This is a genomic window from Pontibacter oryzae (assembly GCF_003576375.1).
Taxonomy (GTDB): Bacteria; Bacteroidota; Bacteroidia; order Cytophagales; family Hymenobacteraceae; genus Pontibacter; species Pontibacter oryzae.
This window is the reverse complement of record NZ_QWGE01000003.1, coordinates 336,126-358,264: the sequence shown is the minus strand read 5'-3', so window position 1 is coordinate 358,264 and position 22,139 is coordinate 336,126. Positions and strand designations below refer to the sequence as shown.

Genomic DNA, 22,139 nt, shown 5'->3' with positions numbered 1-22,139 from the left:
GCGGACATAAGCACACGCTTGAGTTTTATAGTGCGAGAAAAAGCCTTTAATGCTGCAAAGCTGACTGGATTAAGATGAATTCGTTGATGTTATCAGAGTTGATAACGCCGGCAAGCTGGCCGTTTTCCAACACAGGGTAGAGAGGTGCTTTGGATTTCTGTAACTCAGAGTATGCCTCGGAAAGCTTGTCCTGCACATTAAAGGTCTTTACCTCCCCCGACATAATTTTACTGACAGGCGTAGACATCTGTTCCTGCTTCACGGCTTGTATTAGCTGAGAGCGTGTAAGCGTGCCCAGCACCTGCCCTTCTTCTTCGATGATAAACTCGTGCTCGGAGCCTGTCAGCAATTTATCCAGGGCATCGCGCACAGTGTCGGCAGGGTTAAGCGTAACGTAATTTGTCATCATGCCTTCGCGCACGCTGTGGCCACGCAGAAACTCTAAGTGCTTCACAATCATGTTTTCGGAGAAAGCCCCGAAGAACACGAAAATACCGATCAGAATAAGAAACGGGTTGTAGAAGAACCCCACGAAAACAAAGAAAATAGCCAACATCTGGCCTAGGTTGGCGGCAATTTGAGTGGCCCGCACCCGGCCAAGTTTAAACGAGAGTAAAGCGCGCAACACGCGGCCGCCATCCATCGGGAAGGCAGGGATAGCGTTAAACAGCACCAGTACCACATTCACAAAAAGGAGCAGGTAAAGGAAGTTGGCGGGCGTAATGCGCATGAAAAACTCATCGGCAGGCACCTCCTGCAGCGGGGGTAGCACAAGCCAAAGTATAGCTGCGATGACCACGTTTACGGCTGGTCCGGCCACGGCAATCAATAGTTCCTGCTTTGGGTCCTCTGGCATCCGTTCTAGGCTGGCTACCCCGCCAATGGGCAACAGCGTGATCATTTTGGTATTAATGCCGTAGCGCTTGGCCGTTAGGGCATGGCCCAACTCATGTAGCACCACGCACAGGAAAACCGAAAGTATAAACCCGATGGCAAGAAAGATAGTGGGTATATCGCTGCCGCGCTGGGCCTCAGTAATCGCCACCCAACCTAGCAGGAGCACAAATGTCCAGTGTACCAGTATTTTTATACCAGCCACCCTTCCCAGGTTTAGCGACCATTTCATGATTTTAGAGCTTGGTGTTCAATTGTTTAACGCAGGCCAAAGCGCTTATGTTTACACCAATGCTACACAGAGGAAGTAACCGGAAAAGCAATGGTGCTGATGAGCGCGTTTTCTGCCTGGCGCGAGTCAAGGCGCGTGTGCTGTACCACAATGGGCACATCCGACTCTATCAGGCTGGCATAGTCAGTGTCCAGGGGTATGGCCTCTGGCTCATGCAGGTCGTTAAAGCGGAGGTGCTTGGTACGCTTGGCCGGTACCAGGAATTTATATGGCCCAATTGGGTCGCGGTCAGAGAAGTAAATCCAGAGCTTTACATTTGCATCTTGCGCAGATGCGTTCAGGATACAGGCTGCTTCGTGGCTGGTAAACTGGGGCGCCGGCCCATTCCCGTAGGACGGAATAAATCCTTCCGCGATTGCCCATACTTTATGCCCGATAGCCTGCTCCATACGAAGTAATGTGTAGGATTATAAAACGATGCTATACTTTATAGCCTATACTATCTTACGGGTTATATTCCTTGAGCGATGGCAAAGCAAGCAGAGGCTATCTTTTTGTTAGTAACCGGCCCCGGAAGGCATGTTAAGCGAAATGGCACAATACTGACAAAGTATAACCAAGGTAAAAAAGCGTAACATCAAAGCCTTTGCCTGTGGGCGTGTACTTATACGTGCAAAACACACGTATAAAAGCGGCCTTAGGTAAGCATGTACTTTAAGAAATAAGAATGAATCTACACGAACGCAATTTTGAACAGGAGCTGGAGTTTCAGGCATCGCGCAGCGGTGGCGCAGGCGGGCAGAACGTGAATAAGGTAAATACAAAGGTAGAGTTGCGTTTCCATGTGGGGCAGTCATCGCTTCTCTCGGACACTGAAAAAGAGCTGGTGCAAAAAAAGCTGGCTAACCGCATCACTAACGATGGCTACCTGCAGGTAGTTTGCCAAACCGAGCGCAGCCAGCTGCAAAACAAGGAGCAATGTTTAAAGCGCTTTTACGAGTTGCTTCGGCAGGCGTTTACCCGCCAGAAGAAGCGCACAGCCACCAAGCCAACCCGATCCAGCGTGCGGCGCAGGCTGGAAGGCAAAAAGAAGCAGTCCGAAAAGAAAGCCAATCGCGGCTATCGCGGCGATTAGTAGCCTTGCCAAGTATACTTTTAGCGGGCTTTTATCAGCATAAATACCATACGGGCACTGTTTTCCGTTGGGTACATGTGCCTATATCTTTTAAAAGTATACTTCCGGGAGGCAACACAAACCTGAGAATAAAGTATCTTTAAGCCTCTGAATTTATACTTCAGAACTTCAATCTCACCCTTACCCATGAGCAAGAGAGTACTGTTTACGATATTATTGCTGTGCACTGTATGCATGGCTGGCATGGCGCAGAAGTATAGAACGGCAGCCGGCGTGCGCCTGGAGAGCGATAGGTTTGGCCTTACCCTGCAGCAGAAACTGCACGAAAAAGGCACCATAGAAGGTATTGTACAGATCGGCTCGCGCGAGTATAGCGGCACGGCCTTGTACGAGTGGCACTTCCCAATGCTAGGCAAGCGCTTCAACTATTACCTGGGTGCCGGCGGCCACATTGGCAACCTCAAAGACAGCGGCGTATTTACAGGCGTAGATGGCATACTGGGCATAGAGTATAAGGTGAACGGCCTGCCCTTCCTGCTCTCCGCAGACGTAAAACCGGCGGTACACATCAACCACGAGGATTGGATACACCTTTCCTCCGGGGTTTCGGTGCGCTATGTGCTGCTGAAGGAGAAAAAGCAGAAGAAAGAGTGGTGGCCCTTCGGAAAGAAAAACAACAAGAACGACGATAAGCCAAGCATCCTGGACATCTTTAAAAAGAAAGAGGATTAACTATTAAAGGCAAGTATAAAACGAAGAAGCCCGGCCATAAACCGGGCTTTATGTTTATAATATCTTTCCTGTGAGTACGTGCTATGTTACAATAAGCTGGTTTAAACGAGGCTTACCGTGTAGGCAACTGGCAGCAATTTAGTCTAAAACTGGTGTGCTAGCTCTGCGCAAGCCTGAGGCTGTTGGTCAAGCAGCCTTCTACACACAAAAGCAAAGGCCAGCAACACTGTAATTATTAAGAGAAGAGTTCTCATAGGCAAGGTTAAATGCGTGGTGCCACAATTTCAACTTCTGGCAATAGGTTTGGTAGGCTCTTAAGCTGGTTTAGCTCCTGGCGAACGCTGATTTCCTTGATGTCTTCAGCCGATTTTTTTACTGAGGCGCCAACGCCGATCGCAAATAGGAAAATTAAGATTACGATTTTCATGGTTTTATTTTTTTGAGTGGTAGTGAATTGGATTAGTAGATGCTAAAGAGGGTAAAATACTAGGCTTACTTCTGAGCAGGGGCAACTATCTCAACCTCAGGTAACAGGTTTGGGTACTTTTGGTACTCGTTTAGTTCGTGGTGTGCTTTGATTTTTTCGATATCCGACGCAGACTTTTTGATAGAGGCACCAACACCGGACATAAATGCTAAAATTAGGATTACAATTTTCATGGCTTTATAGTTAGTTGGTTTATACTTTATTATAAGCTTCTGTATTAATAGATAGCAGGCTGTAGCGAATGGTTGCTTATGTCTACTATAATTTTTTTATTCCTGCTTGAGCTATTACATGATGCGTGCCATAGTTTGTAACTATCTGTTTATTAGGTTGTTGTGTATAAATTTATAGTTTCTGGAGCGATATATTTGTCCGGTGCCGAACACTTAACTGTTCAGTACCGAACATTTTTTTCACAAAAAGCCAGTCTAGAATTAAAAATATTTTTTCTTGTTTAAACACTGTGTTTGCTGTGGCCAGTGCAACTAAAATCGCCAGAGGCTGGTAGCAGAAAGTATGAAGTTCATGTTCCGTAAATTCGATACTTTGGGCATGCCCATATTGGGTGCAGCTGCTATGGTTTTATTTGTGTTAGAGCGTAAGCACCAGTTGCGCCGGCGCACCCGGCCCAAGAAAGATCGGTTGGTAGAGAATGGTAGCGTTGCCGCAGCAGCTGTACCGGCATTGCGCCTCTTGCTTGTGCCCGGCATGTATGCCGCCGCCCAATGGGCAAACAAAAATAGCTTTGGGCTGATGGCTTGGCTACGCCTGCCTAAATGGGCAAAGTATGGCGCCGGCTTTCTGCTGCTTGATTACAGTAACTACCTGTGGCATGTGCTGCTGCACAAGTCCGACCTGCTCTGGCGCTTCCACAACGTGCACCACATTGATATGGACCTAGATCTGTCTTCTGCCTGGCGCTTTCACATTGGGGAGAATGTTGCTTCGGTGCCTTACCGGGGAGGTATGGTAGCTCTTTTGGGTGTGCCTGCGCCTTTGGTGCTTTTCTATGAGGTGATCTTTGAGGGCTGCACCGCTTTTCATCATAGCAATTTACGCTTGCCTTATGCGTTCGAGAAGCACCTGTGCCAGCTTATGGTTACCCCACGCATGCACGGGATCCACCATTCCATTGTAGCCCGTGAAACCAACAGTAATTTCTCCGTTATTTTTTCTGCCTGGGACCGCCTGCACCAGACCCTGCGCCTGAACGTGCCTCAGGATAAGATTACTATTGGAGTACCCTCTTACCGGAACCCCCATGAGCAAAGCCCGGCGCACCTGTTCCGGATGCCTTTTGAGAAGCAGCGCCCATGGCAACTGCCGGATGGTACAGTGCCATCGCGTGAGGAACTGCCCCGCCAAAAAGAGCTTCTGCCATAAGGTAAATTTTAAAGTGCTGCCAATCTTACCGTAGACCTCAACCTCAGGTAGTTTTACGTAGTATATAGTAGCATTTTAAGAGTAAAAGCATCTATGGAGCCAGTAAAAGGAAAACTAATTGCCTTGGGTGGCGGCGATGACGATGGGCTGATTAAACTGATCCGCTCTGAGATTTGCGCTGTAACCTCACATATAGAAGTAATTGCCACAGCCGCGAGCACACCGGAAGAGTCGGGGATGGCTTACAAAGAAGCCTTTGAGGAAATGGGTTGCCACAGCGTGCATTTTATGCACATCGATGAAACCAACCCTGCTGATAAGCCGGAATACCTGCAGCGAATTGCTAAAGCCGACGTTATTTTTTTCACGGGTGGCGACCAGGTGCGGCTTGCAAAGTTTCTGAACGGCACCGCACTGCTAGATAGTATGCACCGCCGCTATCGGACGGATGACATTATCATTGCCGGAACAAGCGCAGGCGCAGCCATCATGTCTGATCGCATGATTTACAACGGCTATGGCCATTACTCCCTCATCAAAGGAGAGATGAAGACCACAGAGGGTTGCTCGTTCATCAAAAACATCTTCATTGATACGCACTTTGCGGAACGTGGCCGCTTTGGAAGGCTGGCCCATGCCGTTGCCCACGACCCTGCCTACATAGGTATAGGCCTGAGCGAGGAAACAGGCATCATTATAAAGGAGGGAGACCAGGTAGAAGTATTCGGCCCCGGCGTGGTTACCGTCATAGATGGCGGGGGTATAAAATTCTCGAACATACCTTTAGTGGCAGACAACGAGCCAATAGCCGTTGAGAACCTCAAAATGCACCTGCTGGTACATGGCTACCGCTATTGCCTCCGAGAGCACCTGTTTCAGTCTTTGGCCCAAGAGGTAAGTAAGTCTGTGGTTAACGGGTAAATAACCGGTATTCTACTTCGGGTTAAAACACCAAGCGGCAAGGACGATTACTAATCAATCATCCTTGCCGCTCGAAGTATGAGGGATAGATAATTTGAGCCTATCCCCTATTTTCGCTCTTCTTTTTGCAGCTCCATGTTTATAGCCACGCCAGCCTTAGCGCCTTCGGCGGCGGCTACCACCACCATTTGCATATCGCGGGCGGCATCGCCGGCTACAAACAACCCCGGAATGTTGGACTGCTGCAGCTTCTTTGTCCGGATAACACCTTTGTTTGTGAACTCACAACCAAGCTGCTCACCCAAATCGGACTGCTGCTTGGTGCCCAGCGAGAAGAACATGGCTTGCTGCGCGCGTTTCTCGCCGGTGCTAAGCACAATGTGTTGCAGCATGCCGTCTTCTGTCCCTTCCAACCTTGTGATTTTATCTTTGCATACTTTCACCTCGTTCCGTTTAAGCAGTTCTAGGTCGGCACGTGTAAGGTCATCGGTTCCGTCGGTATACAGCGTTACGTCCGGGCTCCAGTTCTTCATGGCCAGCGATTGGCCCACGCCATGTCTTTTAGGGCCATACACGGCAATGGCTTTGTCGCGGCTTTCCCAACCGTCGCAGTAAGGGCAGTGATGAATACTTTTGCCGTACATCTTCTCTAGCCCTTCCAACTCAGGTAAATTGTCTTTTAGGCCAGTGGCCAGCAGCAGCTTTTTAGATTTGTATACCGTGCCGTCCGCATCGTCTACTATAAAGGTGCCTTTGCTGTAAGTGGCGCACGTTACGCGGGTATCTACCAGCTTTACGCCATACTTGGCGAGCTCTTCTCTTCCCTTCTTAATGAACTCACGCGGGTTCATGCCATCGCTGGTTAAAAAGCCATTCATGTTATTGGCCCAGCGGTTACGTGGCTCACCGCTATCCAGCACAATTACACTGCGGCGCGAGCGGCCCAGAAGCATAGCTGCGTTCAAGCCTGCGGGGCCGCCTCCTATTATTATCACATCGTACATTGCGTTCTAGTCAGTTTTTAAGGTTTATCTAACGAGATGCCGCGCAAATAAGATAGATTTTATAGGAGGATAAATTTATACTTTGTTGCCATAGCTGATAAACTGTGTGGTGGCTACAGGCAAAGTATAACCGGGCAATCCGCTGCTATATTGGATCATGCATTTTAGCGCGTAAAGCCTGATTGCCTGCGCCGTGTGCACACCTCTAAAATTAGCGCAAAGCGTGAGCGACACTCGATGAAATCATTTTTCGACCCGATTGGAAAAATATTTGAAAAAATATTGCGGGCCGCTGTAATAAGCATATATTTGTTTAGACTAATTATCACCCTATTTCACTTATAGTTGACCTTATGAAAAGCAAAATTTTAGCCTTACTAGGTGGTACGCTCCTATCGGCTTCTGCAATGGCCGGAGGTTACCAGGTAAACCTGGCCAGCCAGCGCCAGATAGGTATGGGGCATACTGGTACAGGTATCCAAACGGGTACAGCTAGTATCTTCTTCAACCCTGGTGCCTTGAGCTCCATCCGTGAGAGCGGAGTAACTATTGGGGCAAGCGCTATTAACTCTAGAATAGCCTACCGGGCCATAGAGCCAACAAACTCTTCTGCAAAAGCAGATAATGACCTTGGTACTCCTTTTCAGGTATATGCCGCTTATAAAATTGATGACCTCTTGACTGTAGGTTTAGGGGTTTATACTCCTTTCGGTAGTGGCGTTAGATGGGGCAATGAGTGGAATGGCCGTTATTCGCTGAATGAGATTGACTTGCAAGCCATCTTTATACAACCAACTGTAAGCTATAAACTCGGTGATAAATTTGGTGTAGGCTTAGGCTTTGTAATTGCCACAGGAAGCGTGAACCTGCAACGTGTGTTGCCAGTAGAAAACTCCGAAAGACAGGAAGGAACCATAGAGCTTGATGGTGGCGCTAAGACGGGCTTCGGCATAAACGTTGGCGTGTTTTACCAGGCTACGGATAAGCTGACAATCGGCTTAGACTATCGCTCTAAAGTTGAGCTTGAGGTACAAGAGGGTGATGTTACCTTTACAAACATCCCCGCGTCTGCAAGCAGCAACTTCCCATCTGGAACTGAGTTCTCGGCACAGTTGCCATTACCAGCTACACTAACTTTAGGTTTAGGCTACCAAGTAAACGATAAGCTAACGCTGGCAGCTGATGTGAGCCATGTGCGCTGGAGTGCATATGAGTCGCTGCGCTTCGACTTCTCGAAACAAATCAGAGGTTCTGGATTTTCTGAAAGCGCCAGAAACTATGACGATGCCTTTATCTACAGACTAGGTGCAGAGTATATGGTTAACGATAAATTGGCTGTGCGTGGCGGTGCTTATTATGACCAGTCTCCTGTACAAGACGGATACTTGACCCCTGAAACACCAGATGCCGACTCTCGCGGTTTGTCTGCTGGTGTAGGCTATAGCATCTCTGATAACTTCAGCCTGGATGCATCTTTCCTTTACATCAACAAAAAGGAGAGAACAGACCAAGCTGATCTATCTGGTGGCGTGGCCGGTACGTTCAAGTCGGTTGCTTATATCCCTGGTATAGGCCTTAACTTTAAATTCTAATTACCTTAACTAGTTATGAAGAACTTCTTCAATAAATTCGGTTTGCTTGCCTTGGCGGCAGGCATGCTGTTATCAAGCTGCGATCCAGAAATCGATGCAGCCAACCCTTCCTCAGGAAGTTTAGACTTAACAAAGTATGTGGCTGTGGGTAACTCCCTGACTGCAGGTTTTCAGGATAACGGTTTATACCTTGAGGGCCAGATAAGCTCATACCCAGCCCTGATCGCGCAGCAGTTCTCGCTGGCAGGAGGTGGAGAGTTTGTGCAACCACTATTTTCAGAGGCGCAGCGCAACGGTTCGGGTTATGTAAGGCTTACGGGTTTTTCCTCGCCAACCAGTCCAATCCTGACCCCGGTTACAGATAACCTTGCCGTAGTTGGTAAAGGCAAGGATGGTAAAACGAACCTGCTTGCACCTTACCTGCAGCCAGTGAACAACCTTGGTGTGCCAGGTATTAAAATGGCAGATGTTACTACTGCAGGGTACGGATATGACAACCCGCTTGGCTTTAACCCATACTATGAGCGCCTGTTGCCAGACAGCCCTACGCCTACTGAGGCCTTAATGCCATACGTAAATTACGTTGGGGCAACTAACCCTACCTTCTTTACAATGTGGTTAGGCAATAACGATGTACTCGGGTACGCAACTTCCGGCGGTGTAGCCTCCATGACAAGCGCTAGTGTTTTTCAGTCTAACTTGGATGCTATGATGGCTGCCTTGGCAAAACCAAATGTAGAAGGTGCAGTGATCAACATTCCAGATGTGACGGCAATACCTTTCTTTACAACTAAGTCTACGGCTCAGTTAAAGCAATTAGCTGCTGCGTCAAACGCGAAGCTGTACATCAGGTTAGCAGATAATACAGTGCGTGAGGCTCAAACAACAGATTACGTGCTATTGACCTCAACTGTAGGTACTCCAGAGTCAGTTCCGGGGATTGGAACAGTGCCTCACGGTTTTAGCCCGCTAAACCCGCTTGCTAACAGCGAAGTGCTTGATGTCAACGAAGTAGAGGCTGTTATTAGCAGAACTGCTGAGTTTAACGCAAAGCTAGCTACTGCTGCTCAAACTAAGAACCTGGCGTACGTTGACATGAATGGCTATTTTAACTCCATTAAGGGAGGATTTGCCTTAAATGCAGTTACTTACAGCCCAGCCTTTATTACAGGTAACCTGTTCTCGCTTGATGGTGTGCACTTAACGCCAAGAGGCTATGCGATTGTTGCCAACAGAATATTGCGTGAGATCAACTCAAAGTATAATGCAAGCATCCCGTTTGTGGATGAAACACAATATAGAGCCGTGTTGCTACCATAAGTATACATTGTATCACCAACAAAAAAGCACCTCCCGAAAAGAGGTGCTTTTTTGTTGGTAACAGGAGCATTAATAATGTTTCTTGCAGGGGAACACTTTTCCTGCGAAGTATGAGTTTAATGCGCTTCCAGCCAGTTGTCGCCTACGCCCAGCCCAATTTCCATAGGCACGCTGAGTGGCAGGGCGTTAGTCATAAGTTCTACAATCTTCGGCGTCACGATCTCGATTTCCTCTTTCGGGGCATCAAACAGAAGTTCGTCATGCACCTGCAGGATCATGCGGGTTTTAAGCTTCTCCTGGCGCAGGTAATCATGGATGTTGATCATCGCGATCTTAATGATATCTGCGGCGGTGCCCTGAATAGGCGCATTGATGGCATTGCGCTCAGCAAAGGCACGGATGGTTTGGTTGCGTGAGTTGATGTCGCGGAGGTAGCGGCGGCGGTGTAGCAGTGTTTCGGCATACTCCAGATCCCGCGCTTTCTCTATGGTGCTATCCATGTACTCTTTTACAGCCGGGAATTGCTCAAAATACTCGTCTATGATATCGGCGGCCTCGCGGCGCGGTATGCCCAAGCGCTCGGCCAGGCCAAAGGCAGAAATGCCGTAGATAATACCGAAGTTCACTGTTTTTGCCTTACGGCGCATTTCGCTGTCTACTTGGTCCAGCGGCACATGGAACACTTTGCTTGCCGTGGATGAATGGATATCAACACCGTTTTTGAAGGCTTCCTTCATAGTAGGGTCACCGCTGAAATCGGCCATGATGCGCAGCTCAATCTGCGAGTAGTCGGCAGAGATGATCTGGTGTTTGCTGTCGCGGGCTACAAAGGCTTTGCGTATCTCGCGCCCGCGCTCCGTCCGGATCGGGATGTTCTGCAGGTTCGGGTTGGTGGAACTGAGGCGACCGGTGGCGGTTACAGCCTGGTTGAAGGAAGTGTGTACGCGGTTGTCTAATTCGCAAACAAGTTGTGGCAGCGCATCAATGTACGTCGATTTAAGCTTGGTAAGCTGGCGGTGGTCCAGAATCAGGCGCACAATTTCGTGGTCGGGGGCCAGCTTGGCTAATATCTCCTCTCCGGTAGCATACTGCCCGGTCTTGGTTTTCTTGATCTTGGCCTTGCCATGCAGCTCTAATTTATCAAACAGCACTTCGCCCAATTGTTTTGGTGAGCCGATATTGAACTGCACGCCGGCAATCTCGAAAATGCGCTTCTCAATAGTGATAATCTCGCTTTCCAACTGGGCTGAGTAATCGGCCAGGGCATTGCTGTCTATACTTATGCCCTCGTTCTCGATAGCGGCCAGCACCTGCACTAGTGGGTTCTCTACCTCCCGGAATAGTTTGGTGAGGCCTTGCTCCTGCAGCAGCGGCTCAAAGTATACTTTAAGGCGCAGCGTGATGTCGGCATCCTCGCAGGCATAATCTTTTACCTGTTCCGGCTCTAGGTCGGCCATGGTTTTCTGGTTCTTCCCCTTCGGGCCGATCAACTCGGTAATTGGCACCGGGCTATAGTTGAGGTAAGTTTCGGCCAGCACATCCATGTTGTGGCGCATCTCGGGCTCCAGCAGGTAGTGTGCCAGCATGGTGTCGAAGATCGGGCCCTGCACATCCAGGTTATACTTCTTCAGCACCAGGATATCATACTTTATGTTCTGCCCTATCTTGGCGATGTTGGCATTCTCCAGCACCGGCCTGAATTCATCAAGTATACGTTGGGTCTCCTCCAGGTTATCATGCGGCACCGGCACATAGTAGGCCTCACCGGCGCGGTAGCAAAACGACATGCCGACCAATTGAGCCGTAATGGCGTCTACACTTGTGGTTTCAGTGTCAAAAGAGATCTCGTCCTGCTTCAGCAGGTACTCGATCAGATTTTGGCGCAGCTCGGGCGTATTGATAAGGTGGTAATCCTGAAGTGTGGTCTTGAGGCTTTGCATCACCGCCGGAGCAGCATCCTCTTCCATGAGGGCCACCTCCTGGGCCGCGACAGGTGTCCCGAAAAGCGAAGTCTGGTTGCTGTCGGCGGTTTTGCCCCGTCTGCCTCCTTTGGTGGCAACTGGTGCAGCAGCGGCTTCTCCGAGGCTTTTGCCCAGTACGCGCTGCGCCAACTGCCTAAACTCCAGTTCTGCAAACAGTTCAGTTATTTGCTCCTCGTTCGGGCCGTCGTAATGCAGGCCTTCTTCGCTAAACGTTACCGGCACATCGCAATGTATGGTGGCCAACTCTTTGGACATCATTCCCTGCTCAGCGAAGTTCTCTACGTTCTCTTTTTGCTTGCCCTTTAGCTGGTCAGAGTTAGCAATCAGGTTCTCTACGGAGCCAAAGCGTTTGATCAGGCTTTTGGCTGTTTTCTCGCCGATGCCCGGTATGCCCGGTATGTTGTCCACGGCATCGCCCTGCAGGCCGAGTATATCAATTACCTGCTCCACACGTTCAATTTCCCACTTCTCCAGCACTTTCTGCACATCCCATACATCAATGGCATTGCCCATAAAAGCTGGTTTGTAAAGGAAAATATGATCCGTCACCAACTGGCAGTAATCTTTGTCGGGTGTCATCATGTACACGTCAAAGCCAGCCTTCTCGGCTTTCTGTGCCATGGTTCCGATAATATCGTCTGCCTCGAAACCATCCATAATCAGCACTGGAATGTTAAAGGCTTCTACAATCTTTTTGCAGTAAGGTATGGCAATAGAGATATCCTCGGGCTGTGCCTGGCGGTTGGCCTTGTAGTCGGCAAAGTTATCATGGCGGAATGTTTTGGCAGCCGAGTCGAAGGCTACACCGATGTGTGTAGGCTTTTCCTTTTGCAGCACCTCTACCAGAGTATTGGTAAAGCCAAGGGCGGCACCGGTATTCATGCCTTTGGAGTTGATACGCGGGTTTTTGCTGAAGGCAAAGTGCGCGCGGTATATCAATGCTAGGGCGTCTAGCAGAAACAGTTTCTTACGTGGTTCACTCATGGGGCTAATTTAGTCAATTTCGGGCTAACCATTGGCGGCTCTGCGGCATTTATACGTCGTGTTTCATACTTGGTAGCGTGCCCCTATTACGATACAACCTGCTGTGTTGTGTACCCAGTGTGTAGAATGTCTACCCAAGTGGCGTAAACTGTTAAATCTTAAGATTTGTCTGTTTTTATCTGGTATTCAGTGGTTTAGGTGGTTTCCTGCTCTTTGGCACAGTTATCTCATAAGGCATAAGCATACCAATAATAACAAACTGAACGAACCATGAAGAAAGCAACTTTACTAGCGTTTGCCTTTGCGGCCTTCGCCATCTCATCAGAATCAAAAGCACAGACAATAAGCACAAACGCCTCTAACCAACAACCGCAAAGCCAGCAAGCGGTCGGCCAGGAGGCTGGTAAAGAGCAGATTTCTCCGGAGCAACTACCCCAGGCCGTAAAAGAAGCGCTGAAAAACGAGGCTTTAAAAGAATGGCAAGTAAGCGAAGTATACAAAGTGGCACCACAAGCCGCAGCAGGTACCGAAGCCAAAGCAATGTACGAAGTATACTTTACCAACGCAGAACAAAAGCAAGCCGTAGCTCGCTTCGATGAGACCGGCAAAGCGCTTGCCTCGGCAGAAGGCCAGCAGGAATAACTGAACAAATACAATTAACGCAAATCATAAACCCAATCAGAAAGTATGAAGAAGATAAGTGTTTTAGCCATTGCCTTTGTAGCCTGTTTAAGCTTGAATGCACAGGCACAGGAAGGAGTTACCACGCAGCAGCAACAAACCACAACGCAGCAGGAGAAGCAGAGAATCAGCTCGGAAGACTTACCTGATGCCGTGAAATCTGTTGTGGCCGAGGGTGCCTATAAAGACTGGATGCTGGGTGAAGTATACAAAGTGGAAGCTACCGAAGAAGGAACCCTTGCTGTATATGAGCTTCAGTTCCTGAATGGAGAGGAAGAATCGGTTGTGGTGCGCTACGATGAAAACGGAAAGCAAGTAGATAGCTAGGCAGCGCCATACAGCTAACATAAGCTAACCAAACATATATTGATGCAGGCCGGGCCTTCGTTACGTAACGAAGGCCCGGCCTGTTTTGCGTTATAAGCAGTATAGAATAGCTTTGTTATGCCATACAGAACAATAAGGCTTCTAAACCCGTTATTTAATTGCTCTTTGCATCACCTGGCAGAGTGCAACACGTAAACTATACTATGCCAAAGATACTTCTGATTGATGATGACCCAGCTTTCTGCCTGATGTTAAAAGGGTATTTAAAGCGCCAGCAGTATGAGGTAGAAACCGCTTTTACCGCAAACGACGGATTACGTTTATTGAAGGCATCATCTTTTGATCTAATTCTTACGGACTTTCGCCTGCCCGACAAAGACGGACTGGAGCTACTGTCTCAGATACGTGTGCTAACACAGGAGGTCCCGGTAATCCTGATGACAACCTATGCCGACATTCGCACGGCTGTGCGCGCCATTAAAATGGGTGCTTTCGAGTATATTACCAAGCCTATAAACCCCGACGAAACACTGCTTGTTATTAAAAATGCACTTGCTAAGAAGGCTGATACAGCGCAGGATGCGACTGCCGCGGCCCCTGCTGCCGAAATACAGTTTGTAAAGGGGCAGAGCGCGCAGGCAGAGCAGATCGAGGAGTTCATATCGCTGGTGGCACCAACCAACCTCTCTGTTATTGTGGAGGGCGAAAGTGGCACTGGTAAAGAATATGTAGCCCGCATGATACACCAGCAAAGCAAGCGCCACGATAAGCCCTTTGTAGCCATAGATTGTGGCGCCCTCTCGAAGGAGCTGGCCGGAAGCGAGCTGTTTGGCTATGTAAAGGGGGCCTTTACAGGTGCCATGAAAGACAAAATGGGCCAGTTTGAGGCAGCTGAGGGCGGCACTCTGTTTCTGGATGAGATTGGCAACCTACCTTACGAGGTGCAGGTGCAACTGCTGCGTGCCCTGCAGGAGCGCAAAGTGCGGAAACTGGGCGGCACCACTGACCAGGATGTGGATGTGCGCGTGCTGGCTGCTACCAACGAGGACTTAGCACAAGCAGTGGCCAATGGTCAGTTTCGCGAAGACCTGTACCACCGCCTTAACGAATTTAAGATCAATATTCCTCCACTAAGGGAGCGCAACGGAGATGTTATCCTGTTTGCCGCCCACTTTTTAAAGCAAGCCAATCACGAGTTGGAGAAAGAAGTAGAGGGTTTTGATGAGGCTACCGAAGAAGCCATGCTTAAATATAACTGGCCCGGAAACCTGCGTGAACTAAAGAACGTGGTAAAACGCGCGGTGCTGCTAACCAAATCTGATCTGGTGACACTGCAGGAGCTTCCGCCCGAAATAGTATACTATACGCCCTCAGAGCAACAGGCTAGCGTTACCTATGCCCCGCGCCACCCCATGGATACCGATCTGAAAAGTATAAATGAGCGTACCGAGCGCGAAATGATTCTGGCCATGCTGGAGCGCGTAAAGTACAATAAGTCTAAAGCGGCGCGCCTGCTTAACATAGACCGCAAAACGCTCTACAACAAGCTAAAACTTTATAACATAGATATCTAAGCTGCGCTATTGCTGTGTTATAGGGTGCTTAACCTCGGCTGTCATCCGTGCAACTTCCTGGCGTAGGGCTGCTAACACCTTTTGCACCTGCATCTGAGCTTCAGTGGCGGCTTTCTCTAAGGCAGCTTCTTGTGGCTTCTTGGCGGTATGCAGCACTTGCTCTAGTTGCAGCAAGTATGGCGTAACGGAGTGCGCGTGCAAGTGCTTGAAAGCGGTGAGCATTTTATGAGCCATGGTGGCGTTGGCCTCCCAGTCTTTAGCGGCAGCTGTTTGCTGTAGCTTTTTTAGGTTTTGCTCCTGATCCTCCAGTAATAATTCCAGAATATCGGCCAGTGCCTGGTGGTCATCGCCTGTAAACAGACGCATCTCGCTTAAATCGAACAATACTTCATCGGCTTTTTCCTGCGGATCGTATTTCTGGGCAGGTTCTGCTGCGGGTTGTTGTATGGTTGCGATAGGTTCGAAGGGCACAATAGGTGTTGTGGGCAGTGCATCGGCCAGTTTCTGGTGCAATTCCTGCTCGGTAAATGGTTTAAGGATATGGGCCGTGATGGCAGTGTTCTTAAAGAAGTCGGCATCGTTGCTGAGGATGTTGGCCGTGAGGGCGATAATGGGTACCTGCTTATCCAGTTTCCGGATGTTGCGCGCAACGGTTTTGCCGCTCATGCCAGGCAGCTGGATATCAGTCAGGACTACATCAAACGTATGTTCCTGCACTAAGTCAAGGGCTTCCTGTCCGTCGTTAGCCAGGTGCACTTGCATGCCCCAGCGGCTTAGGATCAGATCGCAGAGCGTGCGGCTATAGGCATCATCATCTACTACCAACGCTTTAAAACCTTTAAAAGCCGCTGGCATAGGTACTGCTTCTGCTGGCATGGCAGGCACCTGCTCCTGTGTTACACGCATTGGTAGCACGATGGTAAATGTTGTTCCTTCGCCATACATACTTTTTACGGTGAGCGTGCCTCCCTGCATCTCCACCAGTTTCTTGCTGATAGAAAGCCCCAGGCCTGTACCGCCATACTTTCGAAGTATAGAATCATCAGCCTGATTAAACTCTCCGAACACATGCTGCATGCGATTCTCGGGAATACCTATGCCTGTATCGGCAACGGCAAAGCTGAGCACAGCGCGGCTACGGCGGCGGCTTCGCAGCCGCACGTCTACGGTTACCTCGCCTTGGTGCGTAAACTTAATGGCATTATCCACGAGGTTAAACAGCACTTGCTTCAGGCGCAACGGGTCGCCAGAGAGCGTATCGGGGATGGGTTCATCAGCTTTACATGTAAGTAGCACGCTTTTGCTGGAAGCCTTTAACTGGAACGCCTGTTCTACGTCTGTCAGTAGCTGGCGCAGGCTAAATGGCGTGTGGTCTATCTCTAGTTTACCAGCCTCTATTTTGGATAAATCCAGCACGTCATTCACGATATGTAGCAAGTGTTGGCCGGCACCGTTAATGGCCTGTACGTGGTCCTCCTGCTGCGGCTGCAGCGGTGTGTGGCGCATTTGCTGGGTAAAGCCAAGTATAACATTCAGGGGCGTGCGCATCTCGTGGCTCATGTTGGCTACAAACGCCTCCTTGGCGCGGGCCAGCTTCACGGCCTCTTTCTGGGCATGTATCAGCCTTGATTTGTAATTGTTGCTGCGCGTAAGGTCGCGGAGGATGATAAGAATAAACGCGATGCCGCTTCCCAAACCAATGATACCGATAATCAGCATGATAACGGATGTATGCTGGGCTACCGCACGGGCGCGGCTGGAGTTTATGGCTGTTTGCGCCTGTTCATGGTTTTCCAGCTCATACATCATTGTCCGGATCTGGTCCATGATCTGCTTATCCTGCTGCAGCAAGGCCAATTCTTTTGCCTCTAACTGCTGCTCCTGCTCATCGGCTTCGCGCTGCACATTGTGGAGTATGCGCCTTACCTTGTTCAGCGGCGCTACTGGCGTAGAGGCACGGCTGGTATCAATCTTTACCTCCTGCTTAACATCGAGCTGGGGGACAATTACTTTAGGTGGCGCATCCTGCTGTTTGTTTTGCTTCTCCTTTCTAGAGAAGAGCCGGCCAAAGAAACCGCGCTTGTCCTCGTCTTTCTCTACGGGTTGCTCCTGTTCCGTAGGCACCTCCTCCTGTAACTCAGTGTCGGTGCCGTTCATGTCCAGCCGATCGGAAATAGTAGTGGTGGTGTGCTGGCGGATGGTGGTAGAAAGCGGTTTTTGTTCAGCGGTAGAGGCAATCTGGCGCATAGCTTTGCCTGAGTAATTATTAAGTTTCTGCTGCTTTTTTAACGCCACATAGCGCTCCAGGCTTTGTTGCTTTGCATCCAGCAGGGCGGAAATGGAGTCTACCTGGGCCAGTTCTCGCGGGCTGTGCTGCATCATTCGCTCCAATGAGTCTATCTGGCTCTGAATAGTATCCAGGTGCATAAGATATGCCTTAAAATGATCTTCCTTGGTTGTAAGCGTATAGGCGCGTATGGCGCTCTCTGCCGTGGAAATGGTAGCCAGAGTATGCTGTAGCTCCTTTAGCTTATGGTTTGGCTGCGATAAAACCTCTACTGAGTCGAGTAATTTGGTGAAGCTGGAGTAGGTAAGGTAAATGGCCGCCACTACAATGCTTAGTGCCAGCGTAAAACCTATCACCACCTTCGTTTTTATACTATCTCCGAATATCTTCATGTACTGGTAAATTCCGCTTGTGCTTGCCGTGCCACCACCGGCACAATCCCTATAACGCCTTTACAACAGAAATGATTACAGAAGGGTGCCCCTTTGCCCTGATATCCCTTTATAAGCCAGTTTTATACTTTGCGATTTGTTCCTCTGTTAAGAAATTGTTAATTCTATATGTCCAGAAAAATATGAATTGCGTTGAAAATAGATACTGACGCAAGTTATAACCTGCTGACCGGCCTCACCTTTTACCTCCAAATTATGGGCAAATATATTTACACGATTACGGTTCCGCTGCTATGCCTAATGTGTGAAGGAGCCTTTGGGCAAGACATTATTTCTACCAGCGATGGGCAGGAAATTGTGGGTAAAGTACTGCACGTAGGGCCAGACGAAGTAGTATACCGCTATTTTAACGATACCAATGGAAGCCAAACCTTTAGACTGGGCAGGCAGGAGGTAAAAGCTATGCGCCTGATGGCCTCTGTGGCGCCTATGGAGGCACCCGAACACGTTTTTCAGGAGGAGAAGACTAGTATAAGCACGGAGGCGGAGCTGGTTGCCCAGGCACAACACGATGCAAAAGTATACTATAAAGGGCGTGGCGTGATGTGGTCGACCTTGGGAGCCACCGTTTTAAACCCTGCCGCCGGCATCGTGACAGGTGCCGTGAACACTGTTGCCCCTCCTAACCTTAACGCAGACTATAACCCCAACCGGCACCTGATGAAAGAGCCAGCCTACCAAAACGCATACCGGAAAGCAGCGCGCAAGGTAAAGGCTAAGAAAGCCGCTGCAGGCTTTGGCATAGGTGTGGCCGTGCTAAGCACTGTTTATATGGTAGTGGCAAACGTTGGCGGCTAATAAATTGATGAGCACATAAAAAAGCCTTGCACAGCTAATCTGCGCAAGGCTTTTTTATAAAGTGATGTGTGCTTACCAACTGCTGCTGGCGCCACCGCCGCCAAAAGAGCCTCCGCCAAAACCGCCGAAGCCTCCTCCACCGCCTCCGCCGCCAAACATGCCACCTCCCGAACGGAAGGTGCCAAAGCCGCCTGGCACAATCACGGGGCCGCCAAACGTGCGCGAGTAGCCTCTTCTGCCGCCACGGCCTCCTCCGCCCATCTTCGAAAGTATGATGAGCACGACAATAGCTACAATAATGATAAAGAACACCGAGGGCCCCGAGCCCTTGCCCTCTGCCTGTGCTGGGTCTGCCTGGTAAGCTCCGCTGGCGAGCTCAATAATCAAAGTGGTAGCTTGGTCCAAGCCCTGGTAAAACTGCCCTTGCCCAAAGGCCGGCTTTAGGGTGCGCTCTGTAATGCGCTTGGCAATGGCATCGGGAATGTGTTCTTCCAGGCCATAGCCAGTTTGTATCGCAACTTTCCGCTCATCCTTGGCTACAAGTATAACCAGGCCGTTGTCATACTTGCCGGAGCCAACGCCCCAGCGCTCGCCCAACTCAGCAGCATACTGGTTTGCATCGTAGCCGCCCAGGGAGGTTATCAGGGCAATGGTTATCTGGGTAGAAGTGGTATCAGAATAGTTTACAAGCTTTTGCTCCAGCGCCTGCTCTTCCTGCGGGGTTAGCATGTCCGCGTAGTCATTAACCAGGCGCGTTGGCTTTTCCGGGAAGTCTGCGCTTTGTGCAAAGGCAGCCAGGCTCAGGAAACAAAAGTAGAAAATAAGGGATAAGTGCTTCATAATCTGCTAATCTCCGAACGAAATATCATCGCTCAGTTCGTTTATGTCGCCGTGGCGATCGTAAGGAAAGTGAGCTTGTAGCTGTTCTCCGGCCATGCGTATGCCGCGAGCCAGGCCTTCGGCATACTTTTTATGCTTAAAGTTTTTAATGACTTCCGCCGTAATGTCTTCCCAGAAATGGTCGGGCACGGTGGCGTTGATACCAGCATCGCCCAGCACGGCGAACTGATGATCCTCTATCGCTACATAAAACAATACTCCGTTGCGCTGGTCGGTCTGGTGCATGTGCAGCTCGGCAAACACCTCAGTGGCGCGGTCCAGCACATCCATGTTGCAGCTGCTCTCTATATGCACGCGTATCTCGCCAGAGGTCTGCATCTCGGCATCCTTGATCGCCTCAATTATCTTCTGCTCATCAGCAGGCGTTATCGTGTCTTTGGGCATAAGCTTGATTGTTGATAGGTGATTGTCAGTTGTTAAAAGTGCTCGGAAAGCAATCAATAATTGACAATCAGCAATTTAAAACTCTACCGTTGGGGCTGTTTGTGCACCAGCATCGGCTTCGAAGTAGCCTTTCTTCTCAAAATCGAACATGCCCGCGATTAGGTTGCGCGGAAAAGAACGGATGTAAGAGTTGTAGTCCTGCACGGTTTCGTTAAACTTGCGGCGCTCTACGGAGATGCGGTTCTCGGTACCCTCCAGCTGAGCCTGCAGCTCCAGGAAGTTCTGGTTAGCCTTTAGTTCCGGGTAACGCTCCACGGATACAAGCAGCCTGCTCAGGGCTCCGCTCAGCTCGCCCTGCGCCTGCTGGAAGCGCTGAATGTTTTCAGGTGTCAGGTTATCGGGGCTGATGTTTACGCTGGTGGCTTTGGCGCGTGCCTCAATCACTTGTGTCAGGGTTTCTTTCTCGAAGTTGGCTGCGCCTTTCACGGTGTTTACCAGGTTAGGTACCAGGTCGGCACGGCGTTGATACGCGTTCTGCACGTTTGCCCATTGCGCCTCTACGGTTTCGTCTTTCTCAACCATGCTGTTATAGCCGCAGGATGATTGAGATGCCAGAATTACGAAGCCAATCAGGTAAAAAAACAGTTTTCTCATAAGTTAGGTGTTGGTATGGTTTAGTATACGTTGTAAAAAGCCCTTGCAGGCGATATCTGTACGAAGATAGGAAAGCTGTGTTAAGTGCGGCAGTAAAATAGTGAAAACTTAATGCTACACAGGTATAAGGCATGCGCTTTCCTGCGTAAGTATGCTAAACTAATAAGGGGTGATGTTCAAAGCTTTGTCTGGAGATACTGGTAAATATAAAGCCGGTAGCCAACCAGTTGCCTGTCTTTAACTTATAGTTTAAAATCGATATATTGCAGAAAAGTATAGTATATGAAAGCAATTATACCTGTAGCAGGCGTTGGTTCTAAGCTTCGGCCGCACACGCACACGCAGCCTAAATCGCTGGTGCCGGTGGCTGATAACACTATACTTGGCCACATCATCGAAAAACTGATGGATGCTGGTGTAAGCGATTGCGTTTTTATAATTGGCTATCTGGGCGAGAAAGTAGAGCGCTACGTGCGGCAAAAGTACCCCGAGCTGAGCGCCGAGTTTGTGGTGCAGGAGCCCCGCGAGGGCCTGGGCCATGCCCTCTGGATTGCCCGCCACACATATGCGCAGGAGGAAAGTGTGCTAATTATGCTCGGCGACGCCATTGTGGACGTGGACCTGCAAGCTATCATAGAGGCACCTTACTCAGTATTAGGTGTTAAAAAAGTGGCAAAGCCATCGTTGTTCGGCGTTACCGAAATGGGCTCCGACGAGTTTGTGACTAAGGTGGTAGAAAAACCGAAGATCCCGAAATCTAACTTCGCGCTGGTAGGGCTTTACAAGATCATGCAGCCGCAAAAACTTATCGCCTCGCTGGAGCACATTATCTCAGAAGACATCCGCACGCAGGGCGAGTACCACTTAACCGATGCGCTGATGCACATGATCAAGCACGGCGAGAAAATGGTGCCCTGGAGCGTAGACCACTGGTTCGACTGCGGACGCAAGGAAACGCTGCTGGAAGCCAACGCCACCCTGCTGGCCCGCCCCAAGTTCCGGGAGCGCGACTACAGCCAGATGTGTCCCGGCTGCATTATTATTCCTCCGGTAAGCATCGGCCAGGATTGCACTATCAGCAACTCCATCATCGGGCCAAACGTGGCCATCGGCGATAACACCACCATTACGCACAGCATCCTGAGCAACTCCATTATTGGGTCGTTCTCTGAGCTGGGCTTTGCCGTTATGCAGGACTCCATCATCGGCAGCGATGCCTCCTTCAAAGGCTTTAGCCACAGCCTCAACATCGGCGACAGCACGGAGATCAACTTTGGGCAGTAGGAAGTAAGGCTTTTCATATGTACGGCTGTATATGCGGTTCTCGGCAGGCTCATACGACCGTTTGGAGAGATTAAGCAGGAATTTTAGTGAAAGTATATAGCAACTAGATTATATTGCAGATGCGCAATGTAA

At 49.6% G+C, this 22,139-nt stretch carries 21 protein-coding genes; 11 read left to right on the top strand and 10 right to left on the bottom strand.

The window, feature by feature from the left end; translation table 11 throughout:
- Positions 1–46 precede the first annotated feature (46 nt).
- Together D1627_RS10365 and D1627_RS10360 are read right to left on the bottom strand one after the other, a co-directional pair.
- Positions 47–1,126, bottom strand: coding sequence for a site-2 protease family protein (locus D1627_RS10365; RefSeq protein WP_119432172.1), 1,080 nt, complete (start codon positions 1,124–1,126; stop codon positions 47–49).
- 62 nt (positions 1,127–1,188) lie between these two features.
- Positions 1,189–1,575 carry a sensory rhodopsin transducer gene (locus D1627_RS10360; RefSeq protein ID WP_119432171.1) on the bottom strand — a complete coding sequence of 129 codons (387 nt, stop codon included), beginning with the start codon at positions 1,573–1,575 and terminating at the stop codon, positions 1,189–1,191.
- A 278-nt stretch (positions 1,576–1,853) separates the two neighbouring features.
- On the opposite strand from D1627_RS10360, the gene arfB reads away from it, so the two are divergent.
- Positions 1,854–2,261, top strand: a complete 408-nt coding sequence (gene arfB / locus D1627_RS10355) for an alternative ribosome rescue aminoacyl-tRNA hydrolase ArfB (RefSeq protein WP_119432170.1) — start codon at positions 1,854–1,856, stop codon at positions 2,259–2,261.
- A gap of 186 nt (positions 2,262–2,447) precedes the next feature.
- Positions 2,448–2,993: a hypothetical protein gene (locus D1627_RS10345; RefSeq protein ID WP_147383271.1), complete on the top strand. Its 546-nt coding sequence runs from the start codon at positions 2,448–2,450 to the stop codon at positions 2,991–2,993.
- 262 nt (positions 2,994–3,255) lie between these two features.
- Here D1627_RS10345 and D1627_RS18350 read toward each other — a convergent pair whose 3' ends face one another.
- Positions 3,256–3,420 carry a hypothetical protein gene (locus D1627_RS18350; RefSeq protein WP_158607173.1) on the bottom strand — a complete coding sequence of 55 codons (165 nt, stop codon included), beginning with the start codon at positions 3,418–3,420 and terminating at the stop codon, positions 3,256–3,258.
- A 65-nt stretch (positions 3,421–3,485) separates the two neighbouring features.
- Complete coding sequence (locus D1627_RS18345; protein ID WP_158607172.1) at positions 3,486–3,653, bottom strand: hypothetical protein; 168 nt, start codon at positions 3,651–3,653, stop codon at positions 3,486–3,488.
- 343 nt (positions 3,654–3,996) lie between these two features.
- Between D1627_RS18345 and D1627_RS10340 the strand changes: the two genes are divergently transcribed.
- Together D1627_RS10340 and D1627_RS10335 are read left to right on the top strand one after the other, a co-directional pair.
- Entirely contained in the window at positions 3,997–4,863 is an 867-nt protein-coding gene (locus D1627_RS10340) for a sterol desaturase family protein (RefSeq protein WP_119432167.1), read from the top strand.
- A gap of 93 nt (positions 4,864–4,956) precedes the next feature.
- Positions 4,957–5,784 carry a cyanophycinase gene (locus D1627_RS10335; protein WP_119432166.1) on the top strand — a complete coding sequence of 276 codons (828 nt, stop codon included), beginning with the start codon at positions 4,957–4,959 and terminating at the stop codon, positions 5,782–5,784.
- 107 nt (positions 5,785–5,891) lie between these two features.
- Here the strand turns inward: D1627_RS10335 and D1627_RS10330 are convergent, their stop codons facing one another.
- Positions 5,892–6,788: an NAD(P)/FAD-dependent oxidoreductase gene (locus D1627_RS10330; RefSeq protein WP_119432165.1), complete on the bottom strand. Its 897-nt coding sequence runs from the start codon at positions 6,786–6,788 to the stop codon at positions 5,892–5,894.
- Between the two features lie 353 nt (positions 6,789–7,141).
- Here D1627_RS10330 and D1627_RS10325 point away from each other — a divergent pair, with 353 nt between their 5' ends.
- Together D1627_RS10325 and D1627_RS10320 are read left to right on the top strand one after the other, a co-directional pair.
- The gene (locus tag D1627_RS10325) at positions 7,142–8,380 is read left to right on the top strand and encodes an OmpP1/FadL family transporter (RefSeq protein ID WP_119432164.1); all 1,239 of its coding nucleotides are present in this window, start codon (positions 7,142–7,144) and stop codon (positions 8,378–8,380) included.
- 15 nt (positions 8,381–8,395) lie between these two features.
- The gene (locus D1627_RS10320; protein WP_119432163.1) at positions 8,396–9,700 is read left to right on the top strand and encodes an SGNH/GDSL hydrolase family protein; all 1,305 of its coding nucleotides are present in this window, start codon (positions 8,396–8,398) and stop codon (positions 9,698–9,700) included.
- A gap of 116 nt (positions 9,701–9,816) precedes the next feature.
- On the opposite strand, the gene polA is transcribed toward D1627_RS10320, so the two are convergent.
- A complete protein-coding gene (gene polA, locus D1627_RS10315) occupies positions 9,817–12,666 on the bottom strand; it encodes a DNA polymerase I (RefSeq protein WP_119432162.1) in 2,850 nt (949 codons plus the stop codon).
- Positions 12,667–12,936: 270 nt separating this feature from the next.
- Between polA and D1627_RS10310 the strand changes: the two genes are divergently transcribed.
- The 3 genes from D1627_RS10310 to D1627_RS10300 all read left to right on the top strand — a co-directional run bounded on the left by D1627_RS10310 (position 12,937) and on the right by D1627_RS10300 (position 15,248).
- Positions 12,937–13,308, top strand: coding sequence for a hypothetical protein (locus tag D1627_RS10310; RefSeq protein WP_119432161.1), 372 nt, complete (start codon positions 12,937–12,939; stop codon positions 13,306–13,308).
- Positions 13,309–13,353: 45 nt separating this feature from the next.
- Positions 13,354–13,674 (top strand): hypothetical protein, encoded by a 321-nt coding sequence (locus tag D1627_RS10305; RefSeq protein WP_119432160.1) that lies wholly within the window; start codon positions 13,354–13,356, stop codon positions 13,672–13,674.
- Positions 13,675–13,877: 203 nt separating this feature from the next.
- Positions 13,878–15,248, top strand: a complete 1,371-nt coding sequence (locus D1627_RS10300; protein ID WP_119432159.1) for a sigma-54-dependent transcriptional regulator — start codon at positions 13,878–13,880, stop codon at positions 15,246–15,248.
- 6 nt (positions 15,249–15,254) lie between these two features.
- Here the strand turns inward: D1627_RS10300 and D1627_RS10295 are convergent, their stop codons facing one another.
- The gene (locus D1627_RS10295) at positions 15,255–17,927 is read right to left on the bottom strand and encodes an ATP-binding protein (RefSeq protein ID WP_119432158.1); all 2,673 of its coding nucleotides are present in this window, start codon (positions 17,925–17,927) and stop codon (positions 15,255–15,257) included.
- A gap of 192 nt (positions 17,928–18,119) precedes the next feature.
- Between D1627_RS10295 and D1627_RS10290 the strand changes: the two genes are divergently transcribed.
- Positions 18,120–18,785 (top strand): hypothetical protein, encoded by a 666-nt coding sequence (locus D1627_RS10290; protein ID WP_119432157.1) that lies wholly within the window; start codon positions 18,120–18,122, stop codon positions 18,783–18,785.
- 72 nt (positions 18,786–18,857) lie between these two features.
- Here the strand turns inward: D1627_RS10290 and D1627_RS10285 are convergent, their stop codons facing one another.
- The 3 genes from D1627_RS10285 to D1627_RS10275 form a co-directional block, all read right to left on the bottom strand.
- The gene (locus tag D1627_RS10285) at positions 18,858–19,625 is read right to left on the bottom strand and encodes a TPM domain-containing protein (protein ID WP_119432156.1); all 768 of its coding nucleotides are present in this window, start codon (positions 19,623–19,625) and stop codon (positions 18,858–18,860) included.
- 6 nt (positions 19,626–19,631) lie between these two features.
- Complete coding sequence (locus tag D1627_RS10280) at positions 19,632–20,069, bottom strand: TPM domain-containing protein (protein ID WP_119432155.1); 438 nt, start codon at positions 20,067–20,069, stop codon at positions 19,632–19,634.
- A gap of 75 nt (positions 20,070–20,144) precedes the next feature.
- Positions 20,145–20,723: a LemA family protein gene (locus D1627_RS10275; protein WP_119432154.1), complete on the bottom strand. Its 579-nt coding sequence runs from the start codon at positions 20,721–20,723 to the stop codon at positions 20,145–20,147.
- Between the two features lie 282 nt (positions 20,724–21,005).
- On the opposite strand from D1627_RS10275, the gene D1627_RS10270 reads away from it, so the two are divergent.
- Positions 21,006–22,007: a sugar phosphate nucleotidyltransferase gene (locus tag D1627_RS10270; protein ID WP_119432153.1), complete on the top strand. Its 1,002-nt coding sequence runs from the start codon at positions 21,006–21,008 to the stop codon at positions 22,005–22,007.
- Positions 22,008–22,139: the final 132 nt, after the last annotated feature.

Excerpts from the sequence above, each read along its gene's own strand:
- D1627_RS10365 (WP_119432172.1), bottom strand. The coding sequence starts at position 1,126 with ATGAAATGGTCGCTAAACCTGGGAAGGGTGGCTGGTATAAAAATACTG.
- D1627_RS10360 (WP_119432171.1), bottom strand. The coding sequence starts at position 1,575 with ATGGAGCAGGCTATCGGGCATAAAGTATGGGCAATCGCGGAAGGATTT.
- arfB (WP_119432170.1), top strand. The coding sequence starts at position 1,854 with ATGAATCTACACGAACGCAATTTTGAACAGGAGCTGGAGTTTCAGGCA.
- D1627_RS10345 (WP_147383271.1), top strand. The coding sequence starts at position 2,448 with ATGAGCAAGAGAGTACTGTTTACGATATTATTGCTGTGCACTGTATGC.
- D1627_RS18350 (WP_158607173.1), bottom strand. The coding sequence starts at position 3,420 with ATGAAAATCGTAATCTTAATTTTCCTATTTGCGATCGGCGTTGGCGCC.
- D1627_RS18345 (WP_158607172.1), bottom strand. The coding sequence starts at position 3,653 with ATGAAAATTGTAATCCTAATTTTAGCATTTATGTCCGGTGTTGGTGCC.
- D1627_RS10340 (WP_119432167.1), top strand. The coding sequence starts at position 3,997 with ATGAAGTTCATGTTCCGTAAATTCGATACTTTGGGCATGCCCATATTG.
- D1627_RS10335 (WP_119432166.1), top strand. The coding sequence starts at position 4,957 with ATGGAGCCAGTAAAAGGAAAACTAATTGCCTTGGGTGGCGGCGATGAC.
- D1627_RS10330 (WP_119432165.1), bottom strand. The coding sequence starts at position 6,788 with ATGTACGATGTGATAATAATAGGAGGCGGCCCCGCAGGCTTGAACGCA.
- D1627_RS10325 (WP_119432164.1), top strand. The coding sequence starts at position 7,142 with ATGAAAAGCAAAATTTTAGCCTTACTAGGTGGTACGCTCCTATCGGCT.
- D1627_RS10320 (WP_119432163.1), top strand. The coding sequence starts at position 8,396 with ATGAAGAACTTCTTCAATAAATTCGGTTTGCTTGCCTTGGCGGCAGGC.
- polA (WP_119432162.1), bottom strand. The coding sequence starts at position 12,666 with ATGAGTGAACCACGTAAGAAACTGTTTCTGCTAGACGCCCTAGCATTG.
- D1627_RS10310 (WP_119432161.1), top strand. The coding sequence starts at position 12,937 with ATGAAGAAAGCAACTTTACTAGCGTTTGCCTTTGCGGCCTTCGCCATC.
- D1627_RS10305 (WP_119432160.1), top strand. The coding sequence starts at position 13,354 with ATGAAGAAGATAAGTGTTTTAGCCATTGCCTTTGTAGCCTGTTTAAGC.
- D1627_RS10300 (WP_119432159.1), top strand. The coding sequence starts at position 13,878 with ATGCCAAAGATACTTCTGATTGATGATGACCCAGCTTTCTGCCTGATG.
- D1627_RS10295 (WP_119432158.1), bottom strand. The coding sequence starts at position 17,927 with ATGAAGATATTCGGAGATAGTATAAAAACGAAGGTGGTGATAGGTTTT.
- D1627_RS10285 (WP_119432156.1), bottom strand. The coding sequence starts at position 19,625 with ATGAAGCACTTATCCCTTATTTTCTACTTTTGTTTCCTGAGCCTGGCT.
- D1627_RS10280 (WP_119432155.1), bottom strand. The coding sequence starts at position 20,069 with ATGCCCAAAGACACGATAACGCCTGCTGATGAGCAGAAGATAATTGAG.
- D1627_RS10275 (WP_119432154.1), bottom strand. The coding sequence starts at position 20,723 with ATGAGAAAACTGTTTTTTTACCTGATTGGCTTCGTAATTCTGGCATCT.
- D1627_RS10270 (WP_119432153.1), top strand. The coding sequence starts at position 21,006 with ATGAAAGCAATTATACCTGTAGCAGGCGTTGGTTCTAAGCTTCGGCCG.